This window comes from Haladaptatus rarus, assembly GCF_054177585.1.
Genome location: NZ_JBPEHG010000002.1, coordinates 361,203 through 385,240 on the forward strand (window position 1 = coordinate 361,203; position 24,038 = coordinate 385,240).

Here is a 24,038-nt window from a genome sequence, read left to right on the forward strand (position 1 = left end):
CGGCAGACTGGGAACCGATAGGGACCGCGGAGACAGCGGAGAAACCCGAAACGGAAGGCATAGTGCCTGCCCCGAACGAGAAGCGAACGATGTCGTGGAAGATACTCGTCGTCGCCGGGCTATTCGAGGTGGCGTGGGCGATCGGGCTGGAGTACTCGGATGGGCTGTCGAAGTTCTGGCCCTCGGTGGCGACGGTCGTCGCCCTCGTCGTCAGCATGGTGCTGTTGGCGAAGGCCATCGAGACGCTTCCCGTCGGCACCGCCTACGCGGTCTGGACGGGGATCGGCGCGGTCGGCACCGCGACGCTCGGCGTTGTCCTCTTCGACGAACCCGCCGACCTGCTCCGCGTGGCGTTCATCGGCCTCATCGTCGTCGGTATCGTCGGTCTGCACATTTCCTCGGGCGGGCACTAAGTTGAATAGATGATAGGAAACAACCCACCCGGCGCGCGCTGGCACAGGTCTGAGGACTTCACGTCCGAAGGCCTGTGCCGACATCGTGCGAGGGATGACTGAGCGAACGAATGTGAGCGAAGGAATCGGCTGGGGAGGGTCGTGGCTTGCGGTGGCCGTCGCGGTTGCGGTACGGGATGGGACTGAAAGGGGCCGCTCGGTCGCGTTTACGTGGTCGCCTCTGCGACCGCTCTCGACGAGGCGAACGAAGTGAGCCGAGCCGAGATGTTGCAGAGCGACCGCGACCGAGCGGGGGCTTTCTGGGAAGAGATCACCTCGTTATCGCTGGAATCGACTCGACGAGAATAAACGAAACGCTTCAATTCATCTTCTCGACGAAACTCGGGTGCGGGACGGGTGTCTCGTCTTCCCACTCCTCCAGATACGTCCGAAGGCGGTCGTGTGCGCGGCGCGCGCGGCGCTGGCGCTCGTCCTCCGAGATTTCCTCGCAGCCGACCGGAACCTCGCGGTCGCGGTTTGTGAAATAGCCCTCCGGGGCGACCCAATCGTGGTAGAACTCGGGGTCGGCGTCGTGAACCACGGTGATGCCGACCTGCGAGCCGTGGCCCGCCGCGACGATGGCCTGGTGGTACTGCTCCGCGAGTCGCCCGGCGGCGTAGAGCCCCTCGACGCCGGTTCGCCCCGTGTCGTCCACCGAGACGAACTGCTTGCTCCCGGACTGCTCGAAGTCGAGGCGGAGTCCGTCGAGGTATTCCGAGTTCGACCACGAGGCCACGACGACCCGTCGGGCTTCGATTGTCTCCGCGTCGGTTACGACCGAGAAACCGACGCTGTCGTCTGCGTGAGTCAGGTCTAATACCTCGGCGTCGAGTCGCGCACACCCGGCGCGTTCGGCCTGCTCTTCGAGCATGAGACAGAACAGGCGCGAGTCGATTCCGGCGGGGAAACCGGGGAAGTTCTCCAGGATCGCGTTCCGGTGGAGGATGGAGACGCCGTCGTTCACGACCAGCGTGTCGAGGTCTGCGCGGGCGGTGAAGACGCCAGCCGAAAGCCCGGCGACGCCTCCACCGACGATGAGTACGTCGTACTGTGTCATGGTCGCAGGTAGCGGAGAGGGGAGTATAAACTGCTGGTGTTGGTGGCGGGTCGGAAAAGAACGGTGTCGTCCGGTGTTTACGAGTCGTTTTCGTCGGCGTCGTCGGGGCGCACGTCGGCATCGCTCTCGGATGGGCCAGCCGCCTCGGACGGCTCCGCGGCAGACGGCGAATCGTTCGTTTCCTCGGTTATCGAGCCAGTCGACCCGCTCGCATCCGAACCAGCCGCAGCGGCATCTTCACTGTCTTCGTTCGGAGCGACGTCGTGAGCTTGCTTCATGTGGTCGTTCAACTGCTCTTGCTGCTCGAACGACTCGTCGCACTGTTCGCACGAGAACTTGCCTTCCTCGGTTGACTCGGTTACCATATCGTGTGCTTTTCGCGGAAGGGTTGAAAGGGTTCTACTGGCGAATGCAGGCCTGGTGAACCGAGTCTCGATTTCGAGGTGGTACACGAAATCGAAGGCGGATACCCCGTCCTGCCGGAATGTTTACTTTCAGTCACCCAGAACTGAATGGCGTGGATAGCGTCGAACTCAGCACTGTCGTCTACGTACCGCCGGAGGAAGCCTACGAGTTCCTCATCGACTTTCCGGGGTACGCGAACTACTCGAAGCACCTCACTCGCGTCACACGAAAAGGCGAGGGTGGGCCGGGGACGGAGTACGACATCCACCTCAAGTGGTGGAAGCTCCGGTACACCGTCCGGTCAGAGGTGACCGAACTCGACCCGCCGAAGCGCATCGACTGGAAGATAATCAAAGACCTGCACGCACACGGCTACTGGCGGGTCGAGGAGGTGCCCGAAGAGGCACCCGAGGGGAAAGAGACCGCCTCGCGAGTGTGGCTCTCGATCCAGTTCGACGCAGACTCAGCGGACTCCAGCATGCTCGATCTGCCGATGTTCGTCTCGCTCGGCTGGGTCGTGAACAAGGTGAAACCCATCGTGCTTCGGGAAGCCGAGACCGTCGTGGAGCGAATCGTCGCGGACTTGGAGGGCGAACCCCGAGCCGTGGAACTCGAAGTGCACGAGAAGCCAGATTCGGTCTGATTTTGCGGATTCTGTCGCGTTATCGGCTGACAAGATAGCCACCGACCAGAAGCAGGGCGACGCCGCCCACGAAGGGCGCGACGACGAACAGCGGATGGAAGGGCGCACAGCCATCACACTGTGCTCGTCCGGCAACCGAGAGATGTATCGCGGCCGCGTACCCGGCAAGAACGAGTCCGGCGAGCGTCGTCACGACTGCGAATATGCGATCGTGAGCCGAACCCTTTGACGAAATCGAATCTACCATCACTGTGTCAATTCACATCGATTCATGGCATATGTTTTCTGGTCACTCGACCTGCACGAGTAGGACACCAGCGAGCACCATCCCACCGCCCACGACGGTTACGGGCGTGATCGGTTCGGCGAGGATGGCGGCACCGAGGAGCAGCGTGACGACGGGTTCGATGGTGCTGACGATGCTCGCCCGGCTCGCGCCGATCCGCCCCATTCCGGCGAAGAAGGTGAAGATGGGCAACGCGGTTGCCACCACGGTGATAGCCGCGATGACCGACCACTCGATGGCCGTCGCCGGGATCGAGATCGTCCCGGTGGTCGAACCATAGGCGAAGTACGCGCAGGCCGCCGCCGGGAGGACGTGGGCGGTGAGTTGGTCTGCGGGTACGGCGTCCAGCGCGAGCCTGCTCGCGGTGATGTAGCTGGCGTACACCACGGCGGCTCCGAGGACGACGACGATACCGCGCAGGTCAGCTCCCGCCGGGTCGCCACCCGTGATGAGCGCGACGCCGGTCAGCGCGAGGACGAGCGCCGCACCGGTTCGGCGGGTCACGCGCTCGTCCAGGACGAGCGCCGAGATAGCGACGACGAAGACGGGATAAGTGTAGAGCAGGATGCCGACGAGACCGGCGGTCATGAACGAGAGTCCCCAGAAGTACAGCCCACTCATCACGGCGTAGCCGAACGCGCCGAGGGCCAGCCCGACGAACAGGTTCCGTCCCGAAAACCGATGGAGACGCCCGCGCATCGCGAGCCCTGTCCAGACGAGGGCGGTGGCGAGCACGAACCGAAAGAAGAGGACGGTCGGAATCGACAGCCCCGCCTCCGCTGCGAGCTTGCCGAAGATGCCGAGGGTGCCAAAGCCCACTGCGGAGACGACGACCAGCACGGTTCCGACTCGGTCGGTCATTCGTCCGGGGATTGTGATTCGACGGTTAAAACGTGGTTCGTTCTGTCGCGCTTCGAGGATTCCGCTCTCGTTCGATCTGCTCGTAGCTCTGTCGCTCGACGATATTTCGACTGTAAAAAATGGACTATCGCGTTCAGGCGAGACTACGCCCGTCGAGTTCGCTCGCGGGGTAGTCGAGTTCCATCAGGTCGAGGATGGTCGGTGCGATGTCGAACAGATCGACACCCTCGCCGATGGTCACGTCGGGGTCGTCCACGAACAGGGAGGCGTTGTCGAAGCTGTGCATCCCGTTGCGCGGGCCGACGCCGAACACGTCATCGTGGCCCTTGAATCCGGCCTTGAGGTCGAAGCCGTAGTTCGGGATGGCGACGAGGTCGGGTGCGATGTCCTCGTGGTCGCCGCGGAAGGCATCTTCCTTCTCGACCACGCGGGCGCACACTTTCTTCCCGTTCGGCCCTTCGAGGTTTTCGAGTTTCTCCTTGAGTTCGGCGCGTTTCGCTTCGTACTCGCTTTCGGGGACGCTTCCACGTGGTTCGCGCCCTTCGAGGTTGATGTAGAATCGACCCGGAATGAGTGAGTACGCCTCCGTGTCGTCGGCGATGTCGCCGAGTTCCTCGTGGTCGTCGTCCTCGTAGGAGAGCCAGCCCTCCTGTTCGAGCCACGAGTTGAAATGAACCTCGTAGTCGAGGCTGGTGAACCCGTGGTCGCTGGCGACGACCATCGTCACGTCGTCGGCCAGTGCATCACGGAGTTCGCCGAGGTACTCGTCGACCTTCTTGTAGAAGTCGATGAACTCCTGTTTGTAATCGCCGTCCTCCTCGTAGTGCTTGTAGAGGAAGTGGTTGACCCGGTCGGTGGTCATGAAGACGCCGAAGAACAAGTCCCAGTCGTCCTGGTCGATGTAGTGACGGAACGCCTCGTAGCGCGCTTCGAGCGTCGCGTGTGCGTTCTCTAGGAACTCGGATTTGTCCTCGTCGTGACCGAGCTTCGCGTTCGCGTCGATGCGGTAATCGGTCGATTCCAGATAGTCCCGCAGTTCGTCGGGGTACGCCGCCTTGTCCACGCCGGGCGAGAGGAAGCCCGAGACCATGCGCTGGACGTTGCGCTGGGGCGGGAACGTGACGGGGACGTTCATCACCGTCGCGTTTCGGCCCGCGTCGGTCACGCGATCCCAGATTCGCGTGGCTTGCACGTCCCGGCCCATCGGCACGTACGTGTCGTACGATCCGACTTCGCGGTCTTGGAACCCGTAGACGCCCGTCTCTCCGGGGTTGACACCCGTCGTGAGGGCTGGCCAGCAGGCCGAGGATTCCGGGGGTACGATGCTGTCGATAGCCCCAGCACTTCCCTCGCTCGCGAGCGATGCGATGTTGGGGAACTCCGAGGCGTTTTCCTTGAGAAAGCTATACGGCACGCCGTCGATACCGAAGAAGGCTACCCTGGGGTCGTCGCCTCCACGGAGCCTATCGAATAGACCCATAGGGCGCCCTACCACAGGCGACTACAAGAACCTTCGTTTCCGTGCTACCGCCTCTCAAGTATCTACCCTACGAACTCTCGAACGCGGTGAACAGTGCCTTCCGGGTGCTCGCATCGATCAACGAGTCCAGCGTGGCGGCGTGCTGACTATCTACCTGCGCGAAGATCCCGAGCGGAACACGTGCCGTCGCGGCGTCGGTGTTCCCCCCCGTCGTCTCGCTGGCGTCGAACGCACCGTCGAGGATGTCGACCGCGCTGGTTCGAACGTCTTCTGCTCGACACGAGATGACGATGGTCTCCTCGTGCAGTCCGAACACCGCCGCCGTCGAGACGCCCTCCAGTCGGAGCAACGAGTCGGCGGCTTCTTCCAGCGCGCTCACCGAGGGGACGCCTCCGACGTTCGCCACGGCGAAACTCGCGCGGCGCTCCCGGTTGGCGATGGCTTCGCCGAGTACGTCGAACGTGTCGCCGCTGACGCCGGGCGACCGCAACGCCTCGATGCGTCCGAGGTCGGCGTAGGCGTGTAGGAACCCGGCGGCGTCGTAGTCGTTGGGACCGTTGGCACGACGGAACTCCCGTGTTCCGGCGCGGACGCCGTACAACAGCGCCGTCGCCACGCGCTGGTCGGGGATGAGGGCCGCTTCACGGATGAGTTCGGTCACCACGGTCGAGGTAGCACCGTCGTCCGGGCGCGTGATGGTCAGGATGTTCTCCTCTGCGGTCGGTCGATGGCGGATAACTCCGACGACCGGCGGGTTGTTCGAGAGGCGCGGCACTGCACCGCCCCCACCGACTGCGATGGCGGCGTCACAGTCCGGGAGTCCTTCGCCCCTGTCGATCACCGTCAGGTCGATATCGAAGATGTTGCAGAAAGCCTTGCTATCCTCGCCGGTGACTTCGCCTTCTGCCGCGATTCGGCCTGCGACGCCCCAATCCTTACAGAGCGCCTGGGCACCGACTGCTGCCGCGAGTGAGTCGATGCTCGCACTTTCGGGAACGACGAGTGCGACCCGGTTCTGGCCCGCCACCGTCTCTCGAAGCGAATCGATCGGCGATTTTTCGTCGTTGCGGCGCACCGAACGAAGCTGAACCGCGTAGAGAACACCACCGGTAGAGAGCGCAAGTAGGAGCGCAACGAGTACGACCGTCGTGTTTCCGTCGAGAAAACCGGAAGGCATTGGTATCGCATAGCTCTGTCCAGTCGTAAATATTTTCGGATGGAATACTGTAACAGTTATATTTAATGTTCCGTCGAGTAAGGTGATGGTTCGATCTCTTCGTCCGATGATCGGTAGTGATGACGGTGTTTCGAGGAGCTGCTAAAATATATGGAACGTCGAAATGTCTGGCCGGTAGACAGTACTGGCCAGAGAGAACTAGCTGCTGTTCTACCGACAGAACTAGCCGAAGTGCTCTGCGTACAGGTCCTGTGCGTGCTTGATAGCGTCGAGTGCAGCCTGCTTGTCTTCCCAGCCCAGCGTTTCGACCTCTTTGCCCGCTTCGAGGTTCTTGTAGGTCTGGAAGAACTCGTCGATCTCGTCTTTCTGCTGTTGGGTGATGTCGTCGACGTCCTCGATGTGGTCGAAGCGCGGGTCTTCGATGGGGACGGCGATGACCTTGTCGTCCTGTTCACCGTCGTCGTCCATCTTCATGAGACCGACCGGACGGACTTCGATGACACAGCCGGGGAACGTCGAATCCTCGACGAGCACGAGCACGTCGAAGGGGTCTTCGTCGTCGTAGTACGACTGCGGGATGAATCCGTAATCGCCCGGATAGTGGACGTTGCTGTGGAGGACGCGATCCAACATCACGCCGGGGATGTCCTTGTCGTATTCGTACTTGTTCCGGTCGCCTTTGAGACACTCGACAACTGCGTAGATTTCCTCGGGAGCGTTCGGCCCCGTTTCGAGGTCTTCCCAGAGATTCGTCATGGGTCACCTGCGAATCGACGGGAAGACCAAAAAGGCCTTTCGGCATCGATGCAAACCCTCCATCTGTACCCGTTCACTACCCCACAAACAATACACGCCTCCGCATTCGTGGCAGAGTGGTCGGGTATTAAAATCGAACGAAAGCGGAGAGAAACACCAAAAAACTTGCGAAGGGTTAAATATCCCGGTTACATATCTCGTGTCAACGCCAATGTCAGAGGCACAAACACTCACCGAAACTAGTACCGCTCGCGATCTTACCGCGTTCCAGAAGAATATCCTCATCGTCCTCACCGAGGAACCGATGTACGGTCTCGCGATCAAGCGTGAACTGGAGGACTTCTACGACGCGGAAGTGAACCACGGTCGTCTGTACCCCAACCTCGACACGCTGGTCGAGCGCGGACTGGTCGAAAAGAGCGAACTCGACAAGCGCACCAACGAGTACGGCCTTACTCAGGAAGGCTTCGGCGCCGTCGAAGACTCGCTTGCGTGGTCGCTCTCGAAGTTCGTCACGGACGAAGACCGTGCCGAGAAGGTACGTTCGCTCATCGAGAAGCACAGCTAACGGACTCGAACACGAGTTCGACCGATTTCTCGACGACTTCTTTTTGTTCCGCCGATGGCCACGCGTTACGCCGGAAGTACTCGGTACAGAACTCGGTGACTTCGGTCTCCGTCGCCGACTCGACTGGTCGGGCGTAGTGGTTGCTCATGAAATCGGCAAAAGCTTCGGCGTTCGCCCCGTGAACGTCGCCGTGTGAGTCGCGGACTTCCCGTGCGACGGCCCGGTTGTGTTCGTCTATCTCGTCCCAATCGTCGGGGTCGCCGGGGCCGTCGAGTGGGATCTCGACTGCTCGGTTCGTGTCCTCGATTCGCTCGACGCGGATGGTTCCATCGTCGAGCCACTCGTCCGGGTGGAGGACGAGCACGGTGCGGGTGTCGTCCTCGCGGATTCGTGCGGTGAAATCGTGGTCTGCAAGGAGTCGTTTGCGCTCGGTTCGGTACGCCTCGGCTTCTTCCTCTCCGGCGGCGCGTTCGAGGTGGGTCAGTCGCTCCGCCGCTTCGATGGTCTCGTCTGGCAGTTCAGCCATCGTTTAACGCCTCGTTTGCGAGTTTGTCGGCGCGTTCGTTTACCTCTCTCGGAACGTGCTTGAGCGACCAGCTATCGAACTGGTCGAGTAGTTCGCGCGCGCGCACTCGTCGCTCACGCAGTTCGGGGTCGTTGGTCTTCCACGCGCCAGTCACCTGTTTGACGATGAGTTGCGAGTCGCCTTTCACTTCCACGGTGTCGAATCCGTAATCGCGGGCGGCTTCGAGCGCCTGGATGAGCGCCTCGTACTCGGCCTGATTGTTCGTGGCGCGCCCGATCCGGTCGTTTCCTTCTGCGGCGATGCCATCACTGGTGACGATGACCCAACCGGTGGACGCCGGGCCGGGGTTTCCACGACTCGCACCGTCGAAGTAGACGTACCCGTGACCCCCCGTATCGGAGAGTATCGCTTCGATGTCCTGGGGGTTCGAGCCCTGTATCACGACCTTGTTGTCGTAGGCGATAGCGACGGCATCACCGCGTTTCGCTCGCCACTTTTCGTACTCGGTCTTTCCGTCCGAGACGATGACCCCCGCATCGGCGAGCGTCTGGCGTGCCTCGTCCACGTCACACTCGATGACTGGCATTGTCGGCACTCGTCTGTGAGTAAGTAAACAGGTTCCGATACGTCGGACGTATGTGTTACAGCGTGTCAGATATATATAACTATTGTCCGAGGATTTAAGTACTTCGAAGCTACTACTATAAAAGTGCGATGACACGGTCCACTCGCCAGCGGGAGCGCCAACTAGAAGGGGAGCAAACGGCGAACGAACGAGAGGGAGAGCGAACTTGTCCTGAATGTGGGTCTGATAATCTGGTCAAGAGTACCGACCGGGCCGAACTGGTCTGTGACGACTGTGGGTTAGTCGTCGAGGAGGAGAAGATCGACCCAGGTCCGGAGTGGCGTGCCTTCAATCATCAGGAACGCCAGCAGAAGTCTCGCGTGGGCGCGCCCACGACGCAGACGATGCACGACAAAGGTTTGACGACGACCATCGACTGGAAGGACAAAGACGCCTACGGTCGGTCTATTTCTTCCAAAAAGCGCAGTCAGATGCACCGACTGCGTAAGTGGCAAGAACGCATCCGGACGAAAGACGCGGGCGAACGGAATCTCCAGTTCGCCCTCTCCGAGATCGACCGGATGGCGTCTGCACTCGGTGTTCCCCGGTCTGTCCGCGAGGTCGCCTCGGTTATCTACCGCCGGGCACTCAAAGAAGACCTCATCCGCGGGCGCTCCATCGAAGGTGTCGCAACGAGCGCACTCTACGCTGCCTGTCGAAAGGAAGGGATTCCACGAAGTCTCGAAGAGATTTCAGAGGTATCTCGCGTAGAGCGAAAAGAAATCGGACGAACGTATCGCTACATCTCGCAGGAACTCGGCCTGGAGATGAAACCGGTCGACCCTAAAAAATACGTCCCTCGGTTCTGTTCTGAACTCGAACTCAGTGAAGAGGTCCAGTCGAAAGCGAACGACATCATCGAAACGACCGCCGAAAAAGGATTGCTCTCGGGCAAGTCGCCGACGGGCTACGCCGCCGCCGCGATCTACGCTGCATCGCTTCTCTGCAACGAGAAGAAGACTCAGCGCGAAGTCGCGGACGTCGCCCAGGTGACCGAGGTCACGATCCGCAATCGGTATCAAGAGCAGATCGAAGCGATGGGAATCCACAGCTAGGCCACCCTCTTTTTTACAATCTCCGGCGAGCGGCTGCTATCACCGCTCGCCACTCTACTCGCTTGCAACTCTACCCACTCGCCACTCTACTCGCTCGCGCTCCCGGTCAGTGGAGCGTGACCGAACGTTCAAGCCATCTGCGACCCAAGGGCCAGCGAATGCGGCTGGACGAGTACATCGACGACCTGCGCCCCAACGAGGAAGAGCGCCGTCGCCGCCTCGCCGAGGAGAAATCCTACGAGATTCTGGACTATGTAGACGACTTCGAAGACCGTTTCGCGGAAGTCGCACAGGGTGATTCGCTCTTCGGGAGCACGTCGCCCTCGGTGTTCGTCGGGCGGTCGTCGTACCCCAACGTCTCGACCGGTATCCTCTCTCCGGTGGGCGAAGAAGAGCGCGCGTCGGAGTTCGCAACCAGCGGCGAGTGGTACCAGCGCGGACTCGACATCGACAACGTCCTCCAGTACCGCACCGGCCTGTTGAACTCGAATCGCTCCGCGAAGGTGAACGTCGACGACGTGTGGGACGGGTTCGTCGGCGTCCAGCGCGAGATCGCCATCGCCGACCGCCCGGTCGACGTGGAGATCGGCCTCTCGGAGAAACTCGATCTGGACGTGAACGTAGACGACATCGCCACCCCGACCGGCCCGTCGGCGCGGGCGAACTCAGCGTCGCTCGCCGAGAATCCCCACGTCCCGCGCCCGGTGAAGAAGACGCTGGAAGACGATGACTGGCAGGCACAGGGCGCGATGACATACCTCTATCGGCGTGGATTCGACGTGTACGACATCAACAACATCCTCTCGGCGGGTGCGCTCGGACGGGGGCAGAATCGCAAACTCGTCCCCACGCGCTGGTCGATCACGGCGGTAGACGACACCATCGGCCAGTACCTTCGGGGACGCATCCGAAACGCGCCGAGTATCGACGAGACGCAGGTCTGGGTGAACGAGTACATGGGCAACCGCTACTGGGTCGTCCTCGCGCCGGGCCAGTGGGAGTTCGAACTCGTAGAGATGAAGGCACCGGGCAGCATCTGGAACCCCTCGCCGACGGGCGATATCTGGATGGGAAGCGCCCACGAGGGGTACGAAGGCCGAACGAAATACGTCGAGGAGACGGCGGGCGCGTACTACGCCTCCCGCCTCGGCGTGCTGGAGCATCTCGAAAGCGTGGGCCGACAGGCGAAAGCCCTCGTCCTGCGTGAGGTGAGCGACGACTACTGGGCACCCGTCGGCGTCTGGCAGGTACGCGAGAGCGTCCGCAATGCCTTCGACGGCGAGTTCGGCGAATCCGAATCGTTCCACACCGCCGTTCGGAACATCGTTCCAGAACTGCCCATCTCGATGAACTCGCTTCGCCGGAAATCGGAGATGGTCTCGGGCGTGCAGGCGAACCTCTCCGATTTCGGGCTGTAGGGCGGATTTCGGTCCCGTGAAATCGGTCTCCACTCGCTCGTACTGAAATGTACTGTTTTCTACTGATTTGTACTGGGAACTCCGACTGTTGCCGTCGTTGGAACGACGAGTTCGTTAGGTAGACCGTCGCTACGAGTTCGTGTCTGGACGACATCGGTGGCCTTCAGCGGATTCGAACGGCCACGATGGTTCGGGTTCGTCACTGATCTATGTTCGGATGGTCGTGCTGGCGCGTTCGGCGTCCGAGGGGACGAAGATGTCGGCGTCGAGGTTCTTCGTGGAGCCTGGACTGACGAAACCCGCATTGTAGGTGTGACTGGAGATGGCAGAGTCGGCTTCGTCGTACAACGTGATGTCGACATCGACCTCGGCTGTTTCACCCTCGTTGGTGACACTGAGTTCGACGTGCCCGAGTTGGTTTTCGAGGGTGTCGATGTCGGCCTCGTTTCCGTCCTCGTCGTAGAATGCGACGCGATCTAGGGTGAGAAGACTGTTCTCGCTGCCGATATATCGGAAGAGTCGTTGCGATATGTCTTCGTAGATCCTGTCGCCCTCAGAGCCGTCATCGAAGAGGGTGCCGATCGGGTTCAGGTCGGCTCGCAGGTCGCTTGCGATGGTGGGTCGGTTCCTCGTGTTGGTCTTCAGACGGCGGTAATCGCTGATGAACGGGTCGAACTCCTCCGGGAGGTCTCCGGCGAACATGTCGGCGTAGGCCCGGAGTTCGGCGTCGAAGTTGATCAGCGGCGGAAGGGGTGCGGACGCCTTCCCCTCGGGAACCCATGGCTTGGCGCCCGTCCTGCGGTTGTCGGACTCGCTGGTGGTAGTCGTGGTGTCCCGCTCGAAGTAGCCGAGGCTGTCGAGAAGCGAGGCGAAGATGGCGCTAAGGACGGTGACGAACAGCACGCCAGCCGTGAGCAGATGCGAGATCGGTGGCGGGATCGTGAACTGGAACAGCGCGATGAACACGCTCGTCACCATCCCGACGACGAGGAGGAACGAACCGAGATTGGGATCTTTCCCCGTAAGGAACTCGATACTGTCGAGGAACGTCGATTCGGTCTCCGTGTCGGCGGTGGTTTCCGGTTGGTTCATGATTGGCTCTGGTAGGATTATTAGTCAGCTACTCCCGTGACGTCGGCTTTTTTCAGTTCGGCAGCACGCTGGAGTACCTGGACGAGGTGTGAGACCCAGAGGCCAGCGGTGAACCCGAAGAGGGTGCCGACGGTCGTGATGCGGATCGACTCTTCGAGCGGTGCGAATGCGGTGACGATACACAGCGCCCCGAAGATGAGCATGAGGCCGTACTGGACGCGCGTCGCTCGGTTCGCTCGCCGTATCTCCTCGAACATGGTCGGCGCGTCTAGGCGCCTCAGAGGCTTAACTATACTATGTGATATAGGTTGGCAGAAAAATCTACAAATTGAATGGCGACCCACTCGGAGTGCTCCGGTGACGCACCGAGTTCGACGACTCGGTACTCGGCGTGGTCTGTCTTGCTGTCCGGCCCTGCGCTGCTATCGATGACGGCTTCGTAGATGACGCCGCGTTCGTCAGTCCTGCTGACCGTCTTCGGCCAGAGTCGCCACTGGGTGATCTTTCATCACACTATACCAGTATTCGAGCAAGACCACCACGAAAAGCACGGGGACGCACGTCACGACGAATTGCGGATATTCCAGGGGTCTGCCACGTAGAACTCGCCATGCAATAACTGGATTACGACTACCAGTTGCAACGAGATCAGGGAAAGTAACCCGATAAGTGCTCCTCGATAGATATCCTCTCGAATCATCTTACAGGAGAAAACGATCAGCGCAGTATACACCGCTTATTTCCGACCAGTCGCGAGCGGGAGTACGCACCCTGTCGCCCGTCTACTTCTCGTGTTCGATACCCTCGATCAGTTTGTAGACGTTCTCCGATTCGTCGATCTTCTTCGGGTACACTGCCAAGGCGACCACGACGTCGTCACCGTGTTCGACCTTCGTGACGTGGATGTTCACCTCGACCTCCGCGCCGTTGGACTTCGCGGTGGTGGTGAACTTCGTTACGTCGGTCGTCTTTCCGAGCATCGTCACTTCTTTCGAACCGGTCTTCTCGAGGTCGTTGACGTTCGCGTACCCAGAGACGAACTTCTCGACCAGTTTGCGATCGCTGTACTTCGCCAGCGGGTTGATCGGCTTGCCAGCAACCTCGAACTTTGGGCTGCTGAGCACGACGAACGTCGAAGCAGTTCCCTCGGCGACACCCGGAATGCCGGCTGTCTTCTCGTACTGTGCGAGCCAGTTCGTCACCTTGACTTCGCGGGACTGTCCGGCGGCTTCGAACGTCCGCGTTACTGGCTTCTGTTCGACGCTCGCCTTCTCGTACCCCGTGTTCGAGACTGTTTCGTCGCCGACCGTCGCCTTGTTGGCGCTAAACGCGAGGCTATCCCCGAGGATGAATCCGAGACAGCCACTCGTGACGACGAGTACCGCTAAAAACGTTCCTGCGACCAGCGTTCGTTTCATGTAGAGTTCAGGTTCTCACTACCGTAGTATAAACCCGACGACTATGGAATTTGAAATTTGAACGATACCACATTCATTATGGGAGATTGAGAATAGTTCCAAGCGACGCTCGACCTCTGTGAGCTATCCCAAGTCGCTACGGAAGTTTGAACGTCGGCCCCGAGTCGGTGTCCTGTACGTCGACACCGAGCGCCTCCAGGTCGTCTCGCAAGGTATCGGCACGCTCGTAGTTGCCCGATTCGCGCTCCTGTTCGCGCAGATCGAGAACGAGTTCGACGAGGTCCTCCGCGAGTCGCACGTCGCCACCCGTCTCGCCGCCGAATGCGAACCCGAGGACGCCACCACCAAGTTCTTCGAACGTCTCGACCGCCCGACGGAGGCCGTCGTAGTCGTACTCCTCGTGTTCGTCCACGTGTCGGTTGACCGCAGTCACGAGGTCGAGCAGGGCCGCCAGCGCGCGGCGCGTGTTGAAATCGTCGTTCATCGCCGCTTCGAACTCGACGAGGGCGTCGTCCACAGCGCCGCGCAGGTCGTCGTCGACGACTTTCGTCCGGGAATCAGGACTGTCGAGTGCGTCGAGCGCGCGTTCGTATCCGCCCGAAAGTCGTTCCCAGCGGTCGACCGCTTCGTTCACCGTCTCGTCGCTGTACGTCTGGCGGTTGGCGTAGGACGTGGAGAGCAAGAACATCCGCACCGCGTTCGCGCCGAGTTCAGCCACCGCCTCGCGGACGGTGAAGAAGTTCTGGAGGCTCGAACTCATCTTCTCGCCCTCCGTTTCGAGGAGGCGAACGTGAAGCCAGTAGCGGGCGAACTGGTGGCCGGTCGCGGCTTCGCTCTGTGCGACCTCGTTTTCGTGATGCGGGAAGACGAGGTCCTGGCCGCCGATGTGGATGTCGATGGTCTCGCCGAGATGTTTCATGCTCATCGCCGAGCATTCGATGTGCCATCCCGGTCGGCCCTCGCCCCACGGTGATTCCCACGTCTGCCCGGTGGGGTGTGCGACCGAATAGTCGGTGTCCGAGTCTCGGTGTTCCTCGATCGCGTCCTCACCGATGCCATTTGCCTTCCAGAGCGCGAAGTCGGCGGGATGGCGCTTGTCGCCCTGTTCTTCGCCCTGTGATTCCATCTCCTCGACTTGCTGGTTCGAGAGCTTTCCGTACTCGTCGAACGTCGTCACGTCGAAGTAGACGGAGCCGTTCGATTCGTAGGCGTACCCTTTCTCGACCAGCGTCTCGATGAGATCGATGATCTCCGGGATGTGTTCGGTGACTCGCGGATAGACGTCCGCCCGTTTCAGATTCAGGTCGCGCATGTCACGGATGACCTGCGTGAGGAAGGTCTGTGCGACCGCAGCCTCGTCGTCACCGAGGTCGTCTTCTCCCGCCCGTGCCGCGATCTTCTCGTTCACGTCGGTGAAGTTCTCGACGTGGCGGACGTCGTAGCCGAGGTGGTCCAGCCAGCGATGTATCACGTCGGTGTGTACCCATCCGCGTGCGTGACCGAGATGTGCGTAGTCCGAGACGGTCAATCCGCAGTAGTAGAGAAGCACGGAATCGGGGTCACTGGGTTCGAACGGTTCCCGCTCTCCCGTGAGCGTGTTCGTTACGGAGAGTGTCATGCAGAAGGGTAGCGTCAGCAACCGTTTTAAACCGTCGGAACTCCCCGTCAGCCGAGTTCTGGCACCGAATCGAGCGCGTCTTCGACCGCTCGAACCGCCGTGGCCCCATCCCGTCGTTCGACGACGACGGCGAGCGAATCCGCGGCACCAGCGGCGACGACTTCGATCTCCGCCGTGACGAGGCGCGCGAGGACGTGCGAGAGCGCCACGGTATCCACCTCGCCGGTCGCGATGACCGCGGTAAGCGAGCCGGAATCGGGAGCGAAGCCGGTGTCGCCGACGACGAGCAGTGGGTCGTCGTCCGATTCGCCGAGTCCACTCTGCATGGCGACGCGAGCATCCCGCGTTTCGGGCTGATAGTCGGGGAGCTCGTCTGCGAATCGATTCAGTGCCGTCGAGATAGCGTCGGTGTCGTCTCCGACGTCGTCCGCAAGAGATCGGGCTGCGGCGGTGTAGTTCACGACGCCCGCACGGAGCGCGGTGTGGAGAAATGGCCGTCGTCGAACCGCCTCTCGGGTGGCTGCTGCGAGTGACATTACCGACCTGCACGCACAGAACCACAAAAAGAGATGTGATTGGAGCGGGACTGGGATACCTTCGAATGGACACGGTGCTCCCGCGTAGGGGGATATCGAGTGGTGAACGAAGTTACCGAGTGAAGAAGGAAGTTACCGGGTCAAAAAGTACGCCGCCACACCGAGTCCGGCCAGAATGACCAGCGCGCCGAACACCGCGACCACACCATCGACGATGGCACCGACCCCGATCACGAGGATCAGCGCGAACGCACCGAGGACGAGGAGCGGAAGGTTCCGAATCAGCTCCGATGGCTCTGATTCAGTTTCGGAAGGACGCCGTTGTGGTTTCGAGAGCGATTCGTCCACCAGCACAGTGCCGTTTTGCCCGTCGGGTTCCACGATATCGACATCGATGTAGGCGGTTTCCGCACCGTATCCCGTCGCAACCTTCAACTTGCCGTGAGAGGGCCAGTCGTGAACCGAGACGTTCACGTGGCGAGTCGTCTCTGCTTCGACGTAGTGGTTCGTCGCCTCTAGCGTTGCGACCTGCGAGAGTTCGTCGTCCAGATGGACGTAGGCGTGAACGGGCGCGCCGTGGTTTTCGAGCGAGATGGTGAACGAGTCGTCGGCCTCGAACGACGGTGCTACGTCGATGTCGTGCAGGCCTTCGCGGTTGATGTGGATCGGTAGCGTCCCTGGCACGGTACCCTCTTTAGTTCAGAGTATTACAATATTCAGGCTTCGCGCATGTCCGGCGGGAGGAGGTTCGGGATGCCATCCTCGATGGGATACTGTTCGCCACACTCCGTGCAGGTCAGGGTTCCTTGGAGAACCTCTTCGTCGTCTTCCTGTCGAACGTCGAGTTCGAGTTCCTGCTTGTCCAGTGGACAACAGATGATGTCCATCAGGGATTGCTTCATGACAGGGGAGACGAAGGGGTGGGGCAAAAGCGTGACGGGTTCGGTGACTCGTGTCTGGGTGCATCGACGATATCCCCATCTGACACGAACTGGTTCCGTTCTGGTATTTGAATCTACGAACTGGCGAGTGTGGCGCTTACGATTCGGACACCACCTTCTGCTTTCGAAACGTCTCTCACCCTTCGGTCGAAAGCATCCGTCATGAACTACGTCGGGTGGGCCATCGTCGCCCTCGTCGGGTACACCGCACTGCCGCCGCTTGTCAGCATCGCTACACAGGAGATCCCCGACACGGTCGCTGCGCTCGTCGCAAACGGAATCTTGGTCGTCGCCGCGCTCGCCATCACGGTGTACGAAGGCGAGCAGATCGTCCCCTACCTGACGAGCGACAAAGCGCCGTACATGTACCTCGCGGGTGTCTTCCTCGCGATCGGTATCCTCGCGTACTACCGCGCGCTGGCGTCCGGGCCGGTGAGCGTCGTCGTCCCCATCTTCGGCCTGTTCATCGCCACGAGTTCGATCCTCGGAATCGCGTTCCTGGACGAACCGCTCACCGCGCGGAAGGCCGCAGGGATCGGATTCGCACTGCTCGCGATCTACCTGACCGCTGCCGACTAGGAGAATCGGCGCAGGGAACAGAGGAGGAACCCCGGAATAGTGGAGAAATGTGAGATGAGAGTCGAAAGCCGAAGTTATTCGAACGGGTTCGTCAGGATGACGGTCTCTTCTCTGCCCGGTCCGACGCCGATGGCGTAGATGGGCGTGTCGAGTTCATCGCTGACGTATTCGAGATACGTCTGTGCGTTCTCCGGGATAGTGTCGTACCCGTTCTCGGCGACGTCACTCCAGTCCACTTCTGGCCACCCCTCGAAGGTCCGGTAGTTCGGCTCACAGCGACCCCATCGTTCGGTCGTCGCCGGCATCGTGAAGATCTCCTCGCCGTCCAGGTCGTAGCTGTGCCCGACCTGAAGTTCGTCGATGCCTGCGAGCACGTCGAGGTGGTTGATCGCCAGTCCGGTGAATCCGTTCGCGCGCGTCGCATGACGGAGCATGGGCATGTCGAGCCAGCCGATACGACGTGGTCGGCCGGTCACCGTTCCGAACTCGCCACCCTCTTCTCGGATGTACTCTGCCGTCTCGTCGTAGAGTTCGGTCGGAAGCGGCCCGGTGCCGACGCGCGAGAGGTAGGCTTTCACGACGCCGACGACCTCGCCGCGTCCGACGACGGTCGGGCCGACGCCGGTTCCGGTAGCAGCGCCACCCGCAGTCGGATTCGAGGAGGTAACGTAAGGATAGATGCCGTGGTCGATGTCGATGGACGTTCCCTGTGCGCCTTCGAACATCACGTTCTCGTCGTTTTCGACGTGGTCGGAGAGGAACTCGCCAGCGTTGACTGTCATGTCTTCGTTCTCCAGTCGCTCGCCGTAGTCGCGGTACTGCTCGTAGAGGGCGTCGATGTCGAACTCGTCGCCGGTCTCGATGCCGAACACCTTCTCGGCCAGTGCGCGCTTTTGTGGGACGACGTACTCCAGTCGGTCGCGGAGCACGTCGGGATCGAGGAGGTCGCCGACGCGGATGCCGCGCCGTCCGGCTTTGTCCTCGTAGGTCGGGCCGATACCGCGGCCCGTCGTGCCTGCCGCGAGGTCGTCGTCCTCTTTCGCGTCCTCTTCGATCCCATCGAGAACGCGGTGATATGGGAGGATGACGTGCGCTCTGCGCGCGAGTCGAACGTCCGGTTCGAGCCCTCGCTCACGGAGTGCATCGATCTCTTCGAAGAGCGTCTCCGGGTTGATGACACAGCCATTTCCGAGGACGCCGACTTTGCCGCGGACAGCACCACTCGGGACGAGTGAGAGTTTGTATTCGCTGCCACCTTCGACGACAGTGTGGCCTGCGTTGTCGCCGCCTTGATACCTGACGACGACGTCTGCAGCGTCGCCATAGAGGTCGACGACGCCACCTTTGCCCTCGTCGCCGAGTTGGGAACCGACGATAGTTACGGTCATACCGGAGATGGCTTCTCGCGCACCTCGTAAACCGATTACGGTCTGCAGAGCAAAGCGATGCATGTTCGTGCATAATATGTGATTCGAACGACGCCGAATGGTGCACTTCCGGGTATATCGTCAGGTGCAAGCCGGAAGTGTTAACTAGTCTCACTGAAAAACGTTACGTGTCGACTGTTACTTCTCGTTGCGGGGGCGGACAACAACCTTTAAAAGCCTCAAAGACAAGTTAACACATGCCATGATAGACCGACTTGAGAAGGAAGTCGATATGTTAGAACGCCATTTACAGGTTCTGAAAATGGTGATCGAGAACGAACCCATCGGTATCGTGAAGATGTCGAACGAGACGGGATACCCGCATCACAAGGTTCGGTACTCCCTCCGCGTCCTCGAAGAAGAGAATCTCATCTCGCCCTCCAACCAAGGTGCGATTACGACCGACAGAACCGAGGAGTTCGTCGCCGAGCTCGACGAGAAACTCACCGAGATTACGGATAAGCTCGACACGATGAAGATCGGTGAGAAGCCCGAAGCAGAAAACTAGAGTTCTGGAACGGTCAGGTAAAACTCGCCGTTACGTGATTCGACTAAGCAGAGATGATACCCCCGCTTACGGGATAGCTTGACGAAACTCTCTCGTTTTTCCCGCGTCAGCAACCCGCCACTGGTCGCGTCCTCCGTCGTCTCCAGTGCGGCGGGTTCGAAGAAACTCTTTGTGACCTGGAAGGCTGCGCTGAGTTCGTCGTTCGCGGAGGCGACATCGGTCGAGTCGTCCACGAGCGACCCCAACATCTCCCCGGTGGCCGGGTCGCGTGAATCGTTAATGTTCGCGACGGCGAGTGGGTTGCCCATCCTGTCGCGCAAGATGACGTCGAACGACAGCTCCAGCTCCTCGCCTGCTTCGTCCACCGCGGTCACCATCCCGTGAAGTTCGGCCCGATCGATCTCCTGGATCGCGTCGAAGAGGTCTTTCATCCCGCGCTGGTGGCCCGTCTCCAGGATCTCGTACAGCAGGTCGGTGACGAGCCACGAGACGAACTGGTACTCCATCGAATCGTGGAGGAACGCCTCGTACTCCTGACCGTCGACCGCGACGCCCTCGGATTCGAACTGCGTGTGGTGTTCGAGTTTCAGGTTAGATTCGACCGCAGATCGCTCGATCTCGCCTGCTGCCGCGTCGGCCAGGGTTCCTTTCCCCTTCGAGCCGTATCGGACGAACAGGTTGGTCTCCGAGAGCGCCTTCTGAGGGGTAAGCTGGCGCTCTGCGACCGTTCCGGGGCTGTTCTCTTTGATCGTTTCGAGTTCGTCGCGGAGTCTCTCCACCTCGTCTCGAAGCCGGTCGCGCTCCTGTCGGAGTTCGTCGCGTTCGGCTTCCGTCTCGGACAGCTTCGCCTGGAGCGCCTCTATCTTCTCTGCGCGCGCCGTGAGTTCGGTTTCGAGTTCCTTCGCTCGCTTCGACGAGGCAGAACCCTGTGTCTGTTGCTGTGGCGGTCGTCGCGTCGTTCGGCGCTGTTTGACGCCCACTTCTCGCGATTTGGACGAACTACTCTTGTCCGGGTCGAGGGACGGAATCGTCGTGGTCTCCCGCCACTGCTTTTCGTCGGAGAGCGGGTCAGACCCCGGTTTCTTCGTCTCGTCCTCCGACGGACTCGATTGTTGGGTCGGCTGTTGACTCGCTTCCGACGTTCGTTCGGGTGGCTGCTGGGTCGTCGTTGGGGTGGGCTGACGCGGAGGCTCCGTTTCTTGTGTCGGCGGTGTTCCCGTGGATTTCGCCGGCTCCGGCTCGGACTCCGGTTTCGGACCCGACTGCTGATTCGGATCCGACGCCGACGACTGTTCGGATTCTGACTCGGGTTCCGGATCCGGCGCGTCTTCCGGCTCGGATACCGGTGTCGTGTCCGACGTTTCCGGTTGTGGGATACCGATGATGTCCACGTCTGCGGCGACGACTTCGTAGATTCCGACTTCGTCGTTAGCGCGCTCGAACGCGTCGTCTCCCGAAACGAGTTGTTCGCTCTCGCCGACGTACGCGACGCTCATGGAGCGCCCAGCGTGGTAGACAACGTAGTAATCACCGCTCAGGACGTTCTCACTGAGTTCGATGTATCCCGTGAAGTTCTTCTCGGCGAGTGTATCGCTCGCCTCGGCGAGTGGTGTGTCGTTCGTGTAGTATTTCGCCTGCGTCTTCCCACCGCGTTCTTGCATGGTGAACAACAGCGGAAGCGAGGGGTGTGGCGCTTCGAACAGCGTCCCGCTCGCACTCCCGAAATCGGCGAGTTCACCGCCGAACACGCCGACGACGCGACCGTTCAACATGAACAGCCACGCGCCGCTCGCCTGCACGGCACCGGTGAACTCGGTGTCGGCGAGGTCGCGGAGTGCGTCGAAACCGCCGGAGAATGGGCGAGAATCCCATTCGTTTATCTTCTCGACTGTACGCGCATCCATATTACGTCAAAACGGTAACCCCGTCAAATACTTTCGGGTTGGCGGAACACGACCGTCAGACGTGTTATAGATAGATTACCTGTTCGTCGCTCGCCACGCCGAATCCCTGCTCGACCACGGTACCGTGTTCCGAACTATCGGGGTCGGCGATCGGATTTGTGTGATTCAGGTGTGTGAAATGAATCGCCGTCTGATAGTCTTCGAATCGTGTCATCGTCTCCGGAATCGGTGGATGCGGAACCTCCTCGGCGCGCCCATCGACCTCGTCGAGCGAGTGGAACGTCCCGTCCACCAGTGCCACGTTGGAGTCTCGGACTGCGCGCTCTGCCGAGGTCGTCCAGTAGTCGATATCCGGAAGATAGTAAACGGAGGTGTCGTCGTCTTCGAACCGAACCCCGACCGTGTCGGCGTCCTCGTTTCGATGGGGAACGCTAAATGGATGGCAGGTCGACCCCCCGATCTCGAACGGTTCGTCGGGCGTGAACGGCTGTAATTCGACGTTTCCGCGGGCGAGGAGGTGATGATAGGCTTTGTTTCCCTCGCGGAGCCACGTCGCCAACGCGCCGGAACAGTAGACGGGGACTCCGTCCGTGTCGTAGGCCTCTCGACCGAGGTAGAACAGCCCGCCGTAGTGACCGACGTGGGCGTGGGTGACGACGATGGAATCGACCGTCGTCAGCCCGACCGTCTGTCGGATGTCGGGTGGTGCATCCACCAGAATCGTCTCGTCGCCCGATTCGATAACGATAGCTGGCCCGTGGCGAACGATATCCGCAGAACACTGGTTGCAGTCACAATCGAGTCGAGGAATGCCCTCGTCCTGGGCAGTCCCGAGAACACGAACGTGCATGTCGTCGCCGAAATCAGATCTTGCTCTCGGCATCGTCGGCGAGCTCTTCCATGCGCTTGCCGATTCGACCGGCTTCGCTGAACTCGTCTTCGCTCATCACGGCGGCCAAGGAGTTGCCGAGCACGAAAACCGCGTGCTTGTGCTCGCTCTTGGATTTGTGAACGTGCGAGGGGTCGACGTCAAGTTGGTCGTACGCGTCGAACGACCCGTCGGCAACGTCGTCTTGCTCTCTGAAGTACTCCATGATGGTGACCATCTGTTCGTGAAGTTCGAGGAGTTCGTCTTTATGCATGTTCGCGGATTAGTAAGTAGTCGATTTAAGGGTTTCTGAGAACTATTCACACAGAGTGGACGGCGGTGTCAGAAGACGTACTCGTCTTCGTGCCCCATCATCCCCTCATCTTCCATACCTGGTTCCCGGTCGTCGTCCATCGGCCCACTCGTCTTGTATGCCTTGAGACCGGTTGCGAGCAGGTCCTCAATGGCTTCCTCCCGATTGACGAATTCCCCTTGGTCAACCAACTGGGCAATCTGCATTTCGAGGTGCTCCGGGACGGTGATCTCTACCTTTGGCATTGGAACAGTTGCACGCTTCGAGAGGGGTGTTCTTAAGTCTGACGGGTAGATAGTTCGGCGGTTTGCGAACGAGAAATGTTTATTTCACAAATTTATTTCCTCCCAACTCCGCGGATTCTCACACTCGACCAATAACTCGCTGCTGTCTCAGCAAAGAAAGGAAAAGCTATCTATCTGCCGTCATCGGTTGCCGAACATCTGATCTAACGATTCGACGATACTACTCGGCTTCAGCGATTCGAGCCGCTGTTCCATCCGCTTTTGGTTGAAATAGCTGGCGAACGCAAGAATCGTCGGCGGCCAGAGACCGATGAACAGTCCGCGCTCTCGGTTCCCCCTGATGAAGAACTGGTGCCACGCGAGAAGCACGGAGACGGCCGAAGCCAGTATGGCGACGTCTCGTGTCGATTCTTCCGCTGCCTCCATCGCGGGGCGCTCTCGCATTCTCGTTCGTTGTTCTGCTTCGGACATGCGTCAACCGATTATGCAACGCCGGTCTTTGTTATTCAGTCGCTACTTTCCAGCACCGCTGCGATGGAACCAGTTACGACGGTTACTCGGGAGAAATGGAGGATACTCGATGGAAATTTCACGTTTACCGCCGGACGAGGCGCAGTCGATAACCCTACGTTTTCGCTCCCCAGAGTTCGACCATGAGCGTCAGGGACGTGACGAACCTGTATCGAGAGTTCGACGACGAACGACTGCCACCGGGACAGCGCGAGACGAGTAAATTCCCTGTCCTCTCGAAAGGGGGGACACCTGATTGGAACCCCGAGACGTGGGAGTTTTCGGTCACAGGCGCGGTCGAGAACGAACTATCGTTCACGTGGGAGGAGTTTCGTGACCTGCCGAGCGAGACACAGAGACAGGACTTTCACTGCGTCACCGGCTGGAGCAAGTTCGACTGCGAGTTCACGGGCGTCACCTTCCCGGAACTCGCAGCGCAGGCTGGTGTGGACGAGGACGCCGTTCACGTCATGTTCTCCGCCCTCGATGGCTACACCACGAACCTCCCGCTGTCCGAGTGCATGCGCGACGAAGTGCTCTTCGCGTGGGCGTACGATGGCGACCCGCTCCCGCGCGAACACGGTGGCCCGCTTCGGGTGCTCACCCCACACAAGTACGCCTACAAAGGGGCGAAATGGGTAGACGGGATCGAATTTCTCACCGAACCCGAACGCGGCTACTGGGAGAAACGTGGGTATTCTAACACGGCGAATCCGTGGAACCAGGAGCGATATAGTTAGGCTGAAGGGTTATCGCTCCTGAGTTTTCTT

30 protein-coding genes are annotated in these 24,038 nt (G+C 60.3%); 8 read left to right on the top strand and 22 right to left on the bottom strand.

The genetic code is table 11. The features are described 5' to 3' along the window. Window positions 1-89 precede the first annotated feature (89 nt). On the top strand, window positions 90-413 hold the full coding sequence (gene sugE / locus ACR3FE_RS07050) for a quaternary ammonium compound efflux SMR transporter SugE (protein WP_458206371.1): 324 nt from the start codon (window positions 90-92) through the stop codon (window positions 411-413). A 358-nt stretch (window positions 414-771) separates the two neighbouring features. On the opposite strand, the gene ACR3FE_RS07055 is transcribed toward sugE, so the two are convergent. After that, a complete protein-coding gene (locus ACR3FE_RS07055) occupies window positions 772-1,509 on the bottom strand; it encodes an NAD(P)/FAD-dependent oxidoreductase (protein WP_458206372.1) in 738 nt (245 codons plus the stop codon). A gap of 77 nt (window positions 1,510-1,586) precedes the next feature. Then, window positions 1,587-1,874, bottom strand: coding sequence for a C2H2-type zinc finger protein (locus tag ACR3FE_RS07060; protein ID WP_458206373.1), 288 nt, complete (start codon window positions 1,872-1,874; stop codon window positions 1,587-1,589). A gap of 152 nt (window positions 1,875-2,026) precedes the next feature. Here ACR3FE_RS07060 and ACR3FE_RS07065 point away from each other — a divergent pair, with 152 nt between their 5' ends. Then, window positions 2,027-2,557 (top strand): SRPBCC family protein, encoded by a 531-nt coding sequence (locus tag ACR3FE_RS07065; protein ID WP_458206374.1) that lies wholly within the window; start codon window positions 2,027-2,029, stop codon window positions 2,555-2,557. Window positions 2,558-2,576: 19 nt separating this feature from the next. Here the strand turns inward: ACR3FE_RS07065 and ACR3FE_RS07070 are convergent, their stop codons facing one another. The 5 genes from ACR3FE_RS07070 to ACR3FE_RS07090 all read right to left on the bottom strand — a co-directional run bounded on the left by ACR3FE_RS07070 (window position 2,577) and on the right by ACR3FE_RS07090 (window position 7,117). Beyond that, window positions 2,577-2,804 carry a hypothetical protein gene (locus ACR3FE_RS07070; RefSeq protein WP_458206375.1) on the bottom strand — a complete coding sequence of 76 codons (228 nt, stop codon included), beginning with the start codon at window positions 2,802-2,804 and terminating at the stop codon, window positions 2,577-2,579. 42 nt (window positions 2,805-2,846) lie between these two features. After that, window positions 2,847-3,704, bottom strand: a complete 858-nt coding sequence (locus tag ACR3FE_RS07075) for a DMT family transporter (RefSeq protein ID WP_458206376.1) — start codon at window positions 3,702-3,704, stop codon at window positions 2,847-2,849. Window positions 3,705-3,837: 133 nt separating this feature from the next. Next, window positions 3,838-5,184 (bottom strand): alkaline phosphatase family protein, encoded by a 1,347-nt coding sequence (locus tag ACR3FE_RS07080; RefSeq protein ID WP_458206377.1) that lies wholly within the window; start codon window positions 5,182-5,184, stop codon window positions 3,838-3,840. 67 nt (window positions 5,185-5,251) lie between these two features. After that, window positions 5,252-6,361: a DHH family phosphoesterase gene (locus ACR3FE_RS07085; RefSeq protein ID WP_458206378.1), complete on the bottom strand. Its 1,110-nt coding sequence runs from the start codon at window positions 6,359-6,361 to the stop codon at window positions 5,252-5,254. A gap of 222 nt (window positions 6,362-6,583) precedes the next feature. After that, window positions 6,584-7,117, bottom strand: a complete 534-nt coding sequence (locus ACR3FE_RS07090; RefSeq protein WP_458206379.1) for an inorganic diphosphatase — start codon at window positions 7,115-7,117, stop codon at window positions 6,584-6,586. A gap of 211 nt (window positions 7,118-7,328) precedes the next feature. Between ACR3FE_RS07090 and ACR3FE_RS07095 the strand changes: the two genes are divergently transcribed. Beyond that, the gene (locus ACR3FE_RS07095) at window positions 7,329-7,685 is read left to right on the top strand and encodes a PadR family transcriptional regulator (RefSeq protein WP_458206380.1); all 357 of its coding nucleotides are present in this window, start codon (window positions 7,329-7,331) and stop codon (window positions 7,683-7,685) included. Here ACR3FE_RS07095 and ACR3FE_RS07100 read toward each other — a convergent pair. Then, a complete protein-coding gene (locus tag ACR3FE_RS07100; RefSeq protein ID WP_458206381.1) occupies window positions 7,666-8,211 on the bottom strand; it encodes a DUF7108 family protein in 546 nt (181 codons plus the stop codon). The genes ACR3FE_RS07095 and ACR3FE_RS07100 overlap by 20 nt on opposite strands. Further along, window positions 8,204-8,797: a ribonuclease HI gene (rnhA, locus tag ACR3FE_RS07105; protein WP_458206382.1), complete on the bottom strand. Its 594-nt coding sequence runs from the start codon at window positions 8,795-8,797 to the stop codon at window positions 8,204-8,206. Before rnhA ends, ACR3FE_RS07100 begins: the two co-directional genes overlap by 8 nt. A gap of 128 nt (window positions 8,798-8,925) precedes the next feature. Here rnhA and ACR3FE_RS07110 point away from each other — a divergent pair, with 128 nt between their 5' ends. Beyond that, complete coding sequence (locus ACR3FE_RS07110; RefSeq protein ID WP_458206383.1) at window positions 8,926-9,891, top strand: transcription initiation factor IIB; 966 nt, start codon at window positions 8,926-8,928, stop codon at window positions 9,889-9,891. A gap of 158 nt (window positions 9,892-10,049) precedes the next feature. Further along, window positions 10,050-11,309 carry a DNA repair protein NreA gene (gene nreA / locus ACR3FE_RS07115; protein ID WP_458206384.1) on the top strand — a complete coding sequence of 420 codons (1,260 nt, stop codon included), beginning with the start codon at window positions 10,050-10,052 and terminating at the stop codon, window positions 11,307-11,309. 207 nt (window positions 11,310-11,516) lie between these two features. On the opposite strand, the gene ACR3FE_RS07120 is transcribed toward nreA, so the two are convergent. The 7 genes from ACR3FE_RS07120 to ACR3FE_RS07150 all read right to left on the bottom strand — a co-directional run bounded on the left by ACR3FE_RS07120 (window position 11,517) and on the right by ACR3FE_RS07150 (window position 16,875). Beyond that, window positions 11,517-12,401 (bottom strand): hypothetical protein, encoded by an 885-nt coding sequence (locus ACR3FE_RS07120; RefSeq protein WP_458206385.1) that lies wholly within the window; start codon window positions 12,399-12,401, stop codon window positions 11,517-11,519. Window positions 12,402-12,421: 20 nt separating this feature from the next. Continuing rightward, window positions 12,422-12,658, bottom strand: a complete 237-nt coding sequence (locus ACR3FE_RS07125) for a hypothetical protein (protein ID WP_458206386.1) — start codon at window positions 12,656-12,658, stop codon at window positions 12,422-12,424. 525 nt (window positions 12,659-13,183) lie between these two features. Then, window positions 13,184-13,819 (bottom strand): DUF6517 family protein, encoded by a 636-nt coding sequence (locus ACR3FE_RS07130; protein WP_458206387.1) that lies wholly within the window; start codon window positions 13,817-13,819, stop codon window positions 13,184-13,186. A gap of 136 nt (window positions 13,820-13,955) precedes the next feature. Further along, on the bottom strand, window positions 13,956-15,437 hold the full coding sequence (cysS, locus tag ACR3FE_RS07135) for a cysteine--tRNA ligase (protein WP_458206388.1): 1,482 nt from the start codon (window positions 15,435-15,437) through the stop codon (window positions 13,956-13,958). Window positions 15,438-15,484: 47 nt separating this feature from the next. Next, window positions 15,485-15,973, bottom strand: a complete 489-nt coding sequence (locus ACR3FE_RS07140; protein WP_458206389.1) for a DUF7523 family protein — start codon at window positions 15,971-15,973, stop codon at window positions 15,485-15,487. Window positions 15,974-16,105: 132 nt separating this feature from the next. Continuing rightward, a complete protein-coding gene (locus ACR3FE_RS07145) occupies window positions 16,106-16,657 on the bottom strand; it encodes a DUF7524 family protein (protein ID WP_458206390.1) in 552 nt (183 codons plus the stop codon). A 32-nt stretch (window positions 16,658-16,689) separates the two neighbouring features. After that, complete coding sequence (locus ACR3FE_RS07150; RefSeq protein WP_458206391.1) at window positions 16,690-16,875, bottom strand: methytransferase partner Trm112; 186 nt, start codon at window positions 16,873-16,875, stop codon at window positions 16,690-16,692. A gap of 201 nt (window positions 16,876-17,076) precedes the next feature. Here ACR3FE_RS07150 and ACR3FE_RS07155 point away from each other — a divergent pair, with 201 nt between their 5' ends. Continuing rightward, window positions 17,077-17,493 (top strand): EamA family transporter, encoded by a 417-nt coding sequence (locus ACR3FE_RS07155; protein ID WP_458206392.1) that lies wholly within the window; start codon window positions 17,077-17,079, stop codon window positions 17,491-17,493. Window positions 17,494-17,567: 74 nt separating this feature from the next. On the opposite strand, the gene ACR3FE_RS07160 is transcribed toward ACR3FE_RS07155, so the two are convergent. Continuing rightward, window positions 17,568-18,881: an adenylosuccinate synthase gene (locus tag ACR3FE_RS07160; protein WP_458206393.1), complete on the bottom strand. Its 1,314-nt coding sequence runs from the start codon at window positions 18,879-18,881 to the stop codon at window positions 17,568-17,570. 241 nt (window positions 18,882-19,122) lie between these two features. Here ACR3FE_RS07160 and ACR3FE_RS07165 point away from each other — a divergent pair, with 241 nt between their 5' ends. Further along, entirely contained in the window at window positions 19,123-19,428 is a 306-nt protein-coding gene (locus ACR3FE_RS07165) for a hypothetical protein (protein ID WP_458206394.1), read from the top strand. Here the strand turns inward: ACR3FE_RS07165 and ACR3FE_RS07170 are convergent. From ACR3FE_RS07170 to ACR3FE_RS07190, 5 genes are all read right to left on the bottom strand, one after another. Continuing rightward, entirely contained in the window at window positions 19,425-21,332 is a 1,908-nt protein-coding gene (locus ACR3FE_RS07170; RefSeq protein ID WP_458206395.1) for a DUF7527 domain-containing protein, read from the bottom strand. The two genes, ACR3FE_RS07165 and ACR3FE_RS07170, sit on opposite strands and share 4 nt — an antisense overlap. 64 nt (window positions 21,333-21,396) lie before the next feature. Continuing rightward, the gene (locus ACR3FE_RS07175; RefSeq protein WP_458206396.1) at window positions 21,397-22,215 is read right to left on the bottom strand and encodes an MBL fold metallo-hydrolase; all 819 of its coding nucleotides are present in this window, start codon (window positions 22,213-22,215) and stop codon (window positions 21,397-21,399) included. Beyond that, window positions 22,196-22,474 (bottom strand): UPF0058 family protein, encoded by a 279-nt coding sequence (locus ACR3FE_RS07180; protein ID WP_458206397.1) that lies wholly within the window; start codon window positions 22,472-22,474, stop codon window positions 22,196-22,198. Before ACR3FE_RS07180 ends, ACR3FE_RS07175 begins: the two co-directional genes overlap by 20 nt. A gap of 68 nt (window positions 22,475-22,542) precedes the next feature. Next, window positions 22,543-22,758: a ribbon-helix-helix domain-containing protein gene (locus ACR3FE_RS07185; protein ID WP_458189262.1), complete on the bottom strand. Its 216-nt coding sequence runs from the start codon at window positions 22,756-22,758 to the stop codon at window positions 22,543-22,545. Between the two features lie 180 nt (window positions 22,759-22,938). Further along, window positions 22,939-23,229, bottom strand: a complete 291-nt coding sequence (locus ACR3FE_RS07190) for a hypothetical protein (protein ID WP_458206398.1) — start codon at window positions 23,227-23,229, stop codon at window positions 22,939-22,941. A 182-nt stretch (window positions 23,230-23,411) separates the two neighbouring features. On the opposite strand from ACR3FE_RS07190, the gene ACR3FE_RS07195 reads away from it, so the two are divergent. Next, complete coding sequence (locus ACR3FE_RS07195) at window positions 23,412-24,008, top strand: sulfite oxidase-like oxidoreductase (RefSeq protein WP_458206399.1); 597 nt, start codon at window positions 23,412-23,414, stop codon at window positions 24,006-24,008. The last annotated feature ends 30 nt before the right edge of the window (window positions 24,009-24,038 follow it).

What these genes read in the sequence shown, in the direction of transcription:
- ACR3FE_RS07060 (WP_458206373.1), bottom strand. Translation starts at nt 1,874, where the DNA reads ATGGTAACCGAGTCAACCGAGGAAGGCAAGTTCTCGTGCGAACAGTGC.
- ACR3FE_RS07055 (WP_458206372.1), bottom strand. Translation starts at nt 1,509, where the DNA reads ATGACACAGTACGACGTACTCATCGTCGGTGGAGGCGTCGCCGGGCTT.
- ACR3FE_RS07185 (WP_458189262.1), bottom strand. Translation starts at nt 22,758, where the DNA reads ATGCCAAAGGTAGAGATCACCGTCCCGGAGCACCTCGAAATGCAGATT.
- ACR3FE_RS07070 (WP_458206375.1), bottom strand. Translation starts at nt 2,804, where the DNA reads ATGGTAGATTCGATTTCGTCAAAGGGTTCGGCTCACGATCGCATATTC.
- ACR3FE_RS07075 (WP_458206376.1), bottom strand. Translation starts at nt 3,704, where the DNA reads ATGACCGACCGAGTCGGAACCGTGCTGGTCGTCGTCTCCGCAGTGGGC.
- ACR3FE_RS07100 (WP_458206381.1), bottom strand. Translation starts at nt 8,211, where the DNA reads ATGGCTGAACTGCCAGACGAGACCATCGAAGCGGCGGAGCGACTGACC.
- ACR3FE_RS07170 (WP_458206395.1), bottom strand. Translation starts at nt 21,332, where the DNA reads ATGGATGCGCGTACAGTCGAGAAGATAAACGAATGGGATTCTCGCCCA.
- ACR3FE_RS07175 (WP_458206396.1), bottom strand. Translation starts at nt 22,215, where the DNA reads ATGCCGAGAGCAAGATCTGATTTCGGCGACGACATGCACGTTCGTGTT.
- ACR3FE_RS07080 (WP_458206377.1), bottom strand. Translation starts at nt 5,184, where the DNA reads ATGGGTCTATTCGATAGGCTCCGTGGAGGCGACGACCCCAGGGTAGCC.
- ACR3FE_RS07180 (WP_458206397.1), bottom strand. Translation starts at nt 22,474, where the DNA reads ATGCATAAAGACGAACTCCTCGAACTTCACGAACAGATGGTCACCATC.
- ACR3FE_RS07090 (WP_458206379.1), bottom strand. Translation starts at nt 7,117, where the DNA reads ATGACGAATCTCTGGGAAGACCTCGAAACGGGGCCGAACGCTCCCGAG.
- rnhA (WP_458206382.1), bottom strand. Translation starts at nt 8,797, where the DNA reads ATGCCAGTCATCGAGTGTGACGTGGACGAGGCACGCCAGACGCTCGCC.
- nreA (WP_458206384.1), top strand. Translation starts at nt 10,050, where the DNA reads ATGCGGCTGGACGAGTACATCGACGACCTGCGCCCCAACGAGGAAGAG.
- ACR3FE_RS07190 (WP_458206398.1), bottom strand. Translation starts at nt 23,229, where the DNA reads ATGTCCGAAGCAGAACAACGAACGAGAATGCGAGAGCGCCCCGCGATG.
- ACR3FE_RS07195 (WP_458206399.1), top strand. Translation starts at nt 23,412, where the DNA reads ATGAGCGTCAGGGACGTGACGAACCTGTATCGAGAGTTCGACGACGAA.
- ACR3FE_RS07120 (WP_458206385.1), bottom strand. Translation starts at nt 12,401, where the DNA reads ATGAACCAACCGGAAACCACCGCCGACACGGAGACCGAATCGACGTTC.
- ACR3FE_RS07140 (WP_458206389.1), bottom strand. Translation starts at nt 15,973, where the DNA reads ATGTCACTCGCAGCAGCCACCCGAGAGGCGGTTCGACGACGGCCATTT.
- ACR3FE_RS07110 (WP_458206383.1), top strand. Translation starts at nt 8,926, where the DNA reads ATGACACGGTCCACTCGCCAGCGGGAGCGCCAACTAGAAGGGGAGCAA.
- ACR3FE_RS07085 (WP_458206378.1), bottom strand. Translation starts at nt 6,361, where the DNA reads ATGCCTTCCGGTTTTCTCGACGGAAACACGACGGTCGTACTCGTTGCG.
- sugE (WP_458206371.1), top strand. Translation starts at nt 90, where the DNA reads ATGTCGTGGAAGATACTCGTCGTCGCCGGGCTATTCGAGGTGGCGTGG.
- ACR3FE_RS07165 (WP_458206394.1), top strand. Translation starts at nt 19,123, where the DNA reads ATGATAGACCGACTTGAGAAGGAAGTCGATATGTTAGAACGCCATTTA.
- ACR3FE_RS07095 (WP_458206380.1), top strand. Translation starts at nt 7,329, where the DNA reads ATGTCAGAGGCACAAACACTCACCGAAACTAGTACCGCTCGCGATCTT.
- ACR3FE_RS07155 (WP_458206392.1), top strand. Translation starts at nt 17,077, where the DNA reads ATGAACTACGTCGGGTGGGCCATCGTCGCCCTCGTCGGGTACACCGCA.
- ACR3FE_RS07130 (WP_458206387.1), bottom strand. Translation starts at nt 13,819, where the DNA reads ATGAAACGAACGCTGGTCGCAGGAACGTTTTTAGCGGTACTCGTCGTC.
- ACR3FE_RS07150 (WP_458206391.1), bottom strand. Translation starts at nt 16,875, where the DNA reads ATGAAGCAATCCCTGATGGACATCATCTGTTGTCCACTGGACAAGCAG.
- ACR3FE_RS07160 (WP_458206393.1), bottom strand. Translation starts at nt 18,881, where the DNA reads ATGACCGTAACTATCGTCGGTTCCCAACTCGGCGACGAGGGCAAAGGT.
- cysS (WP_458206388.1), bottom strand. Translation starts at nt 15,437, where the DNA reads ATGACACTCTCCGTAACGAACACGCTCACGGGAGAGCGGGAACCGTTC.
- ACR3FE_RS07125 (WP_458206386.1), bottom strand. Translation starts at nt 12,658, where the DNA reads ATGTTCGAGGAGATACGGCGAGCGAACCGAGCGACGCGCGTCCAGTAC.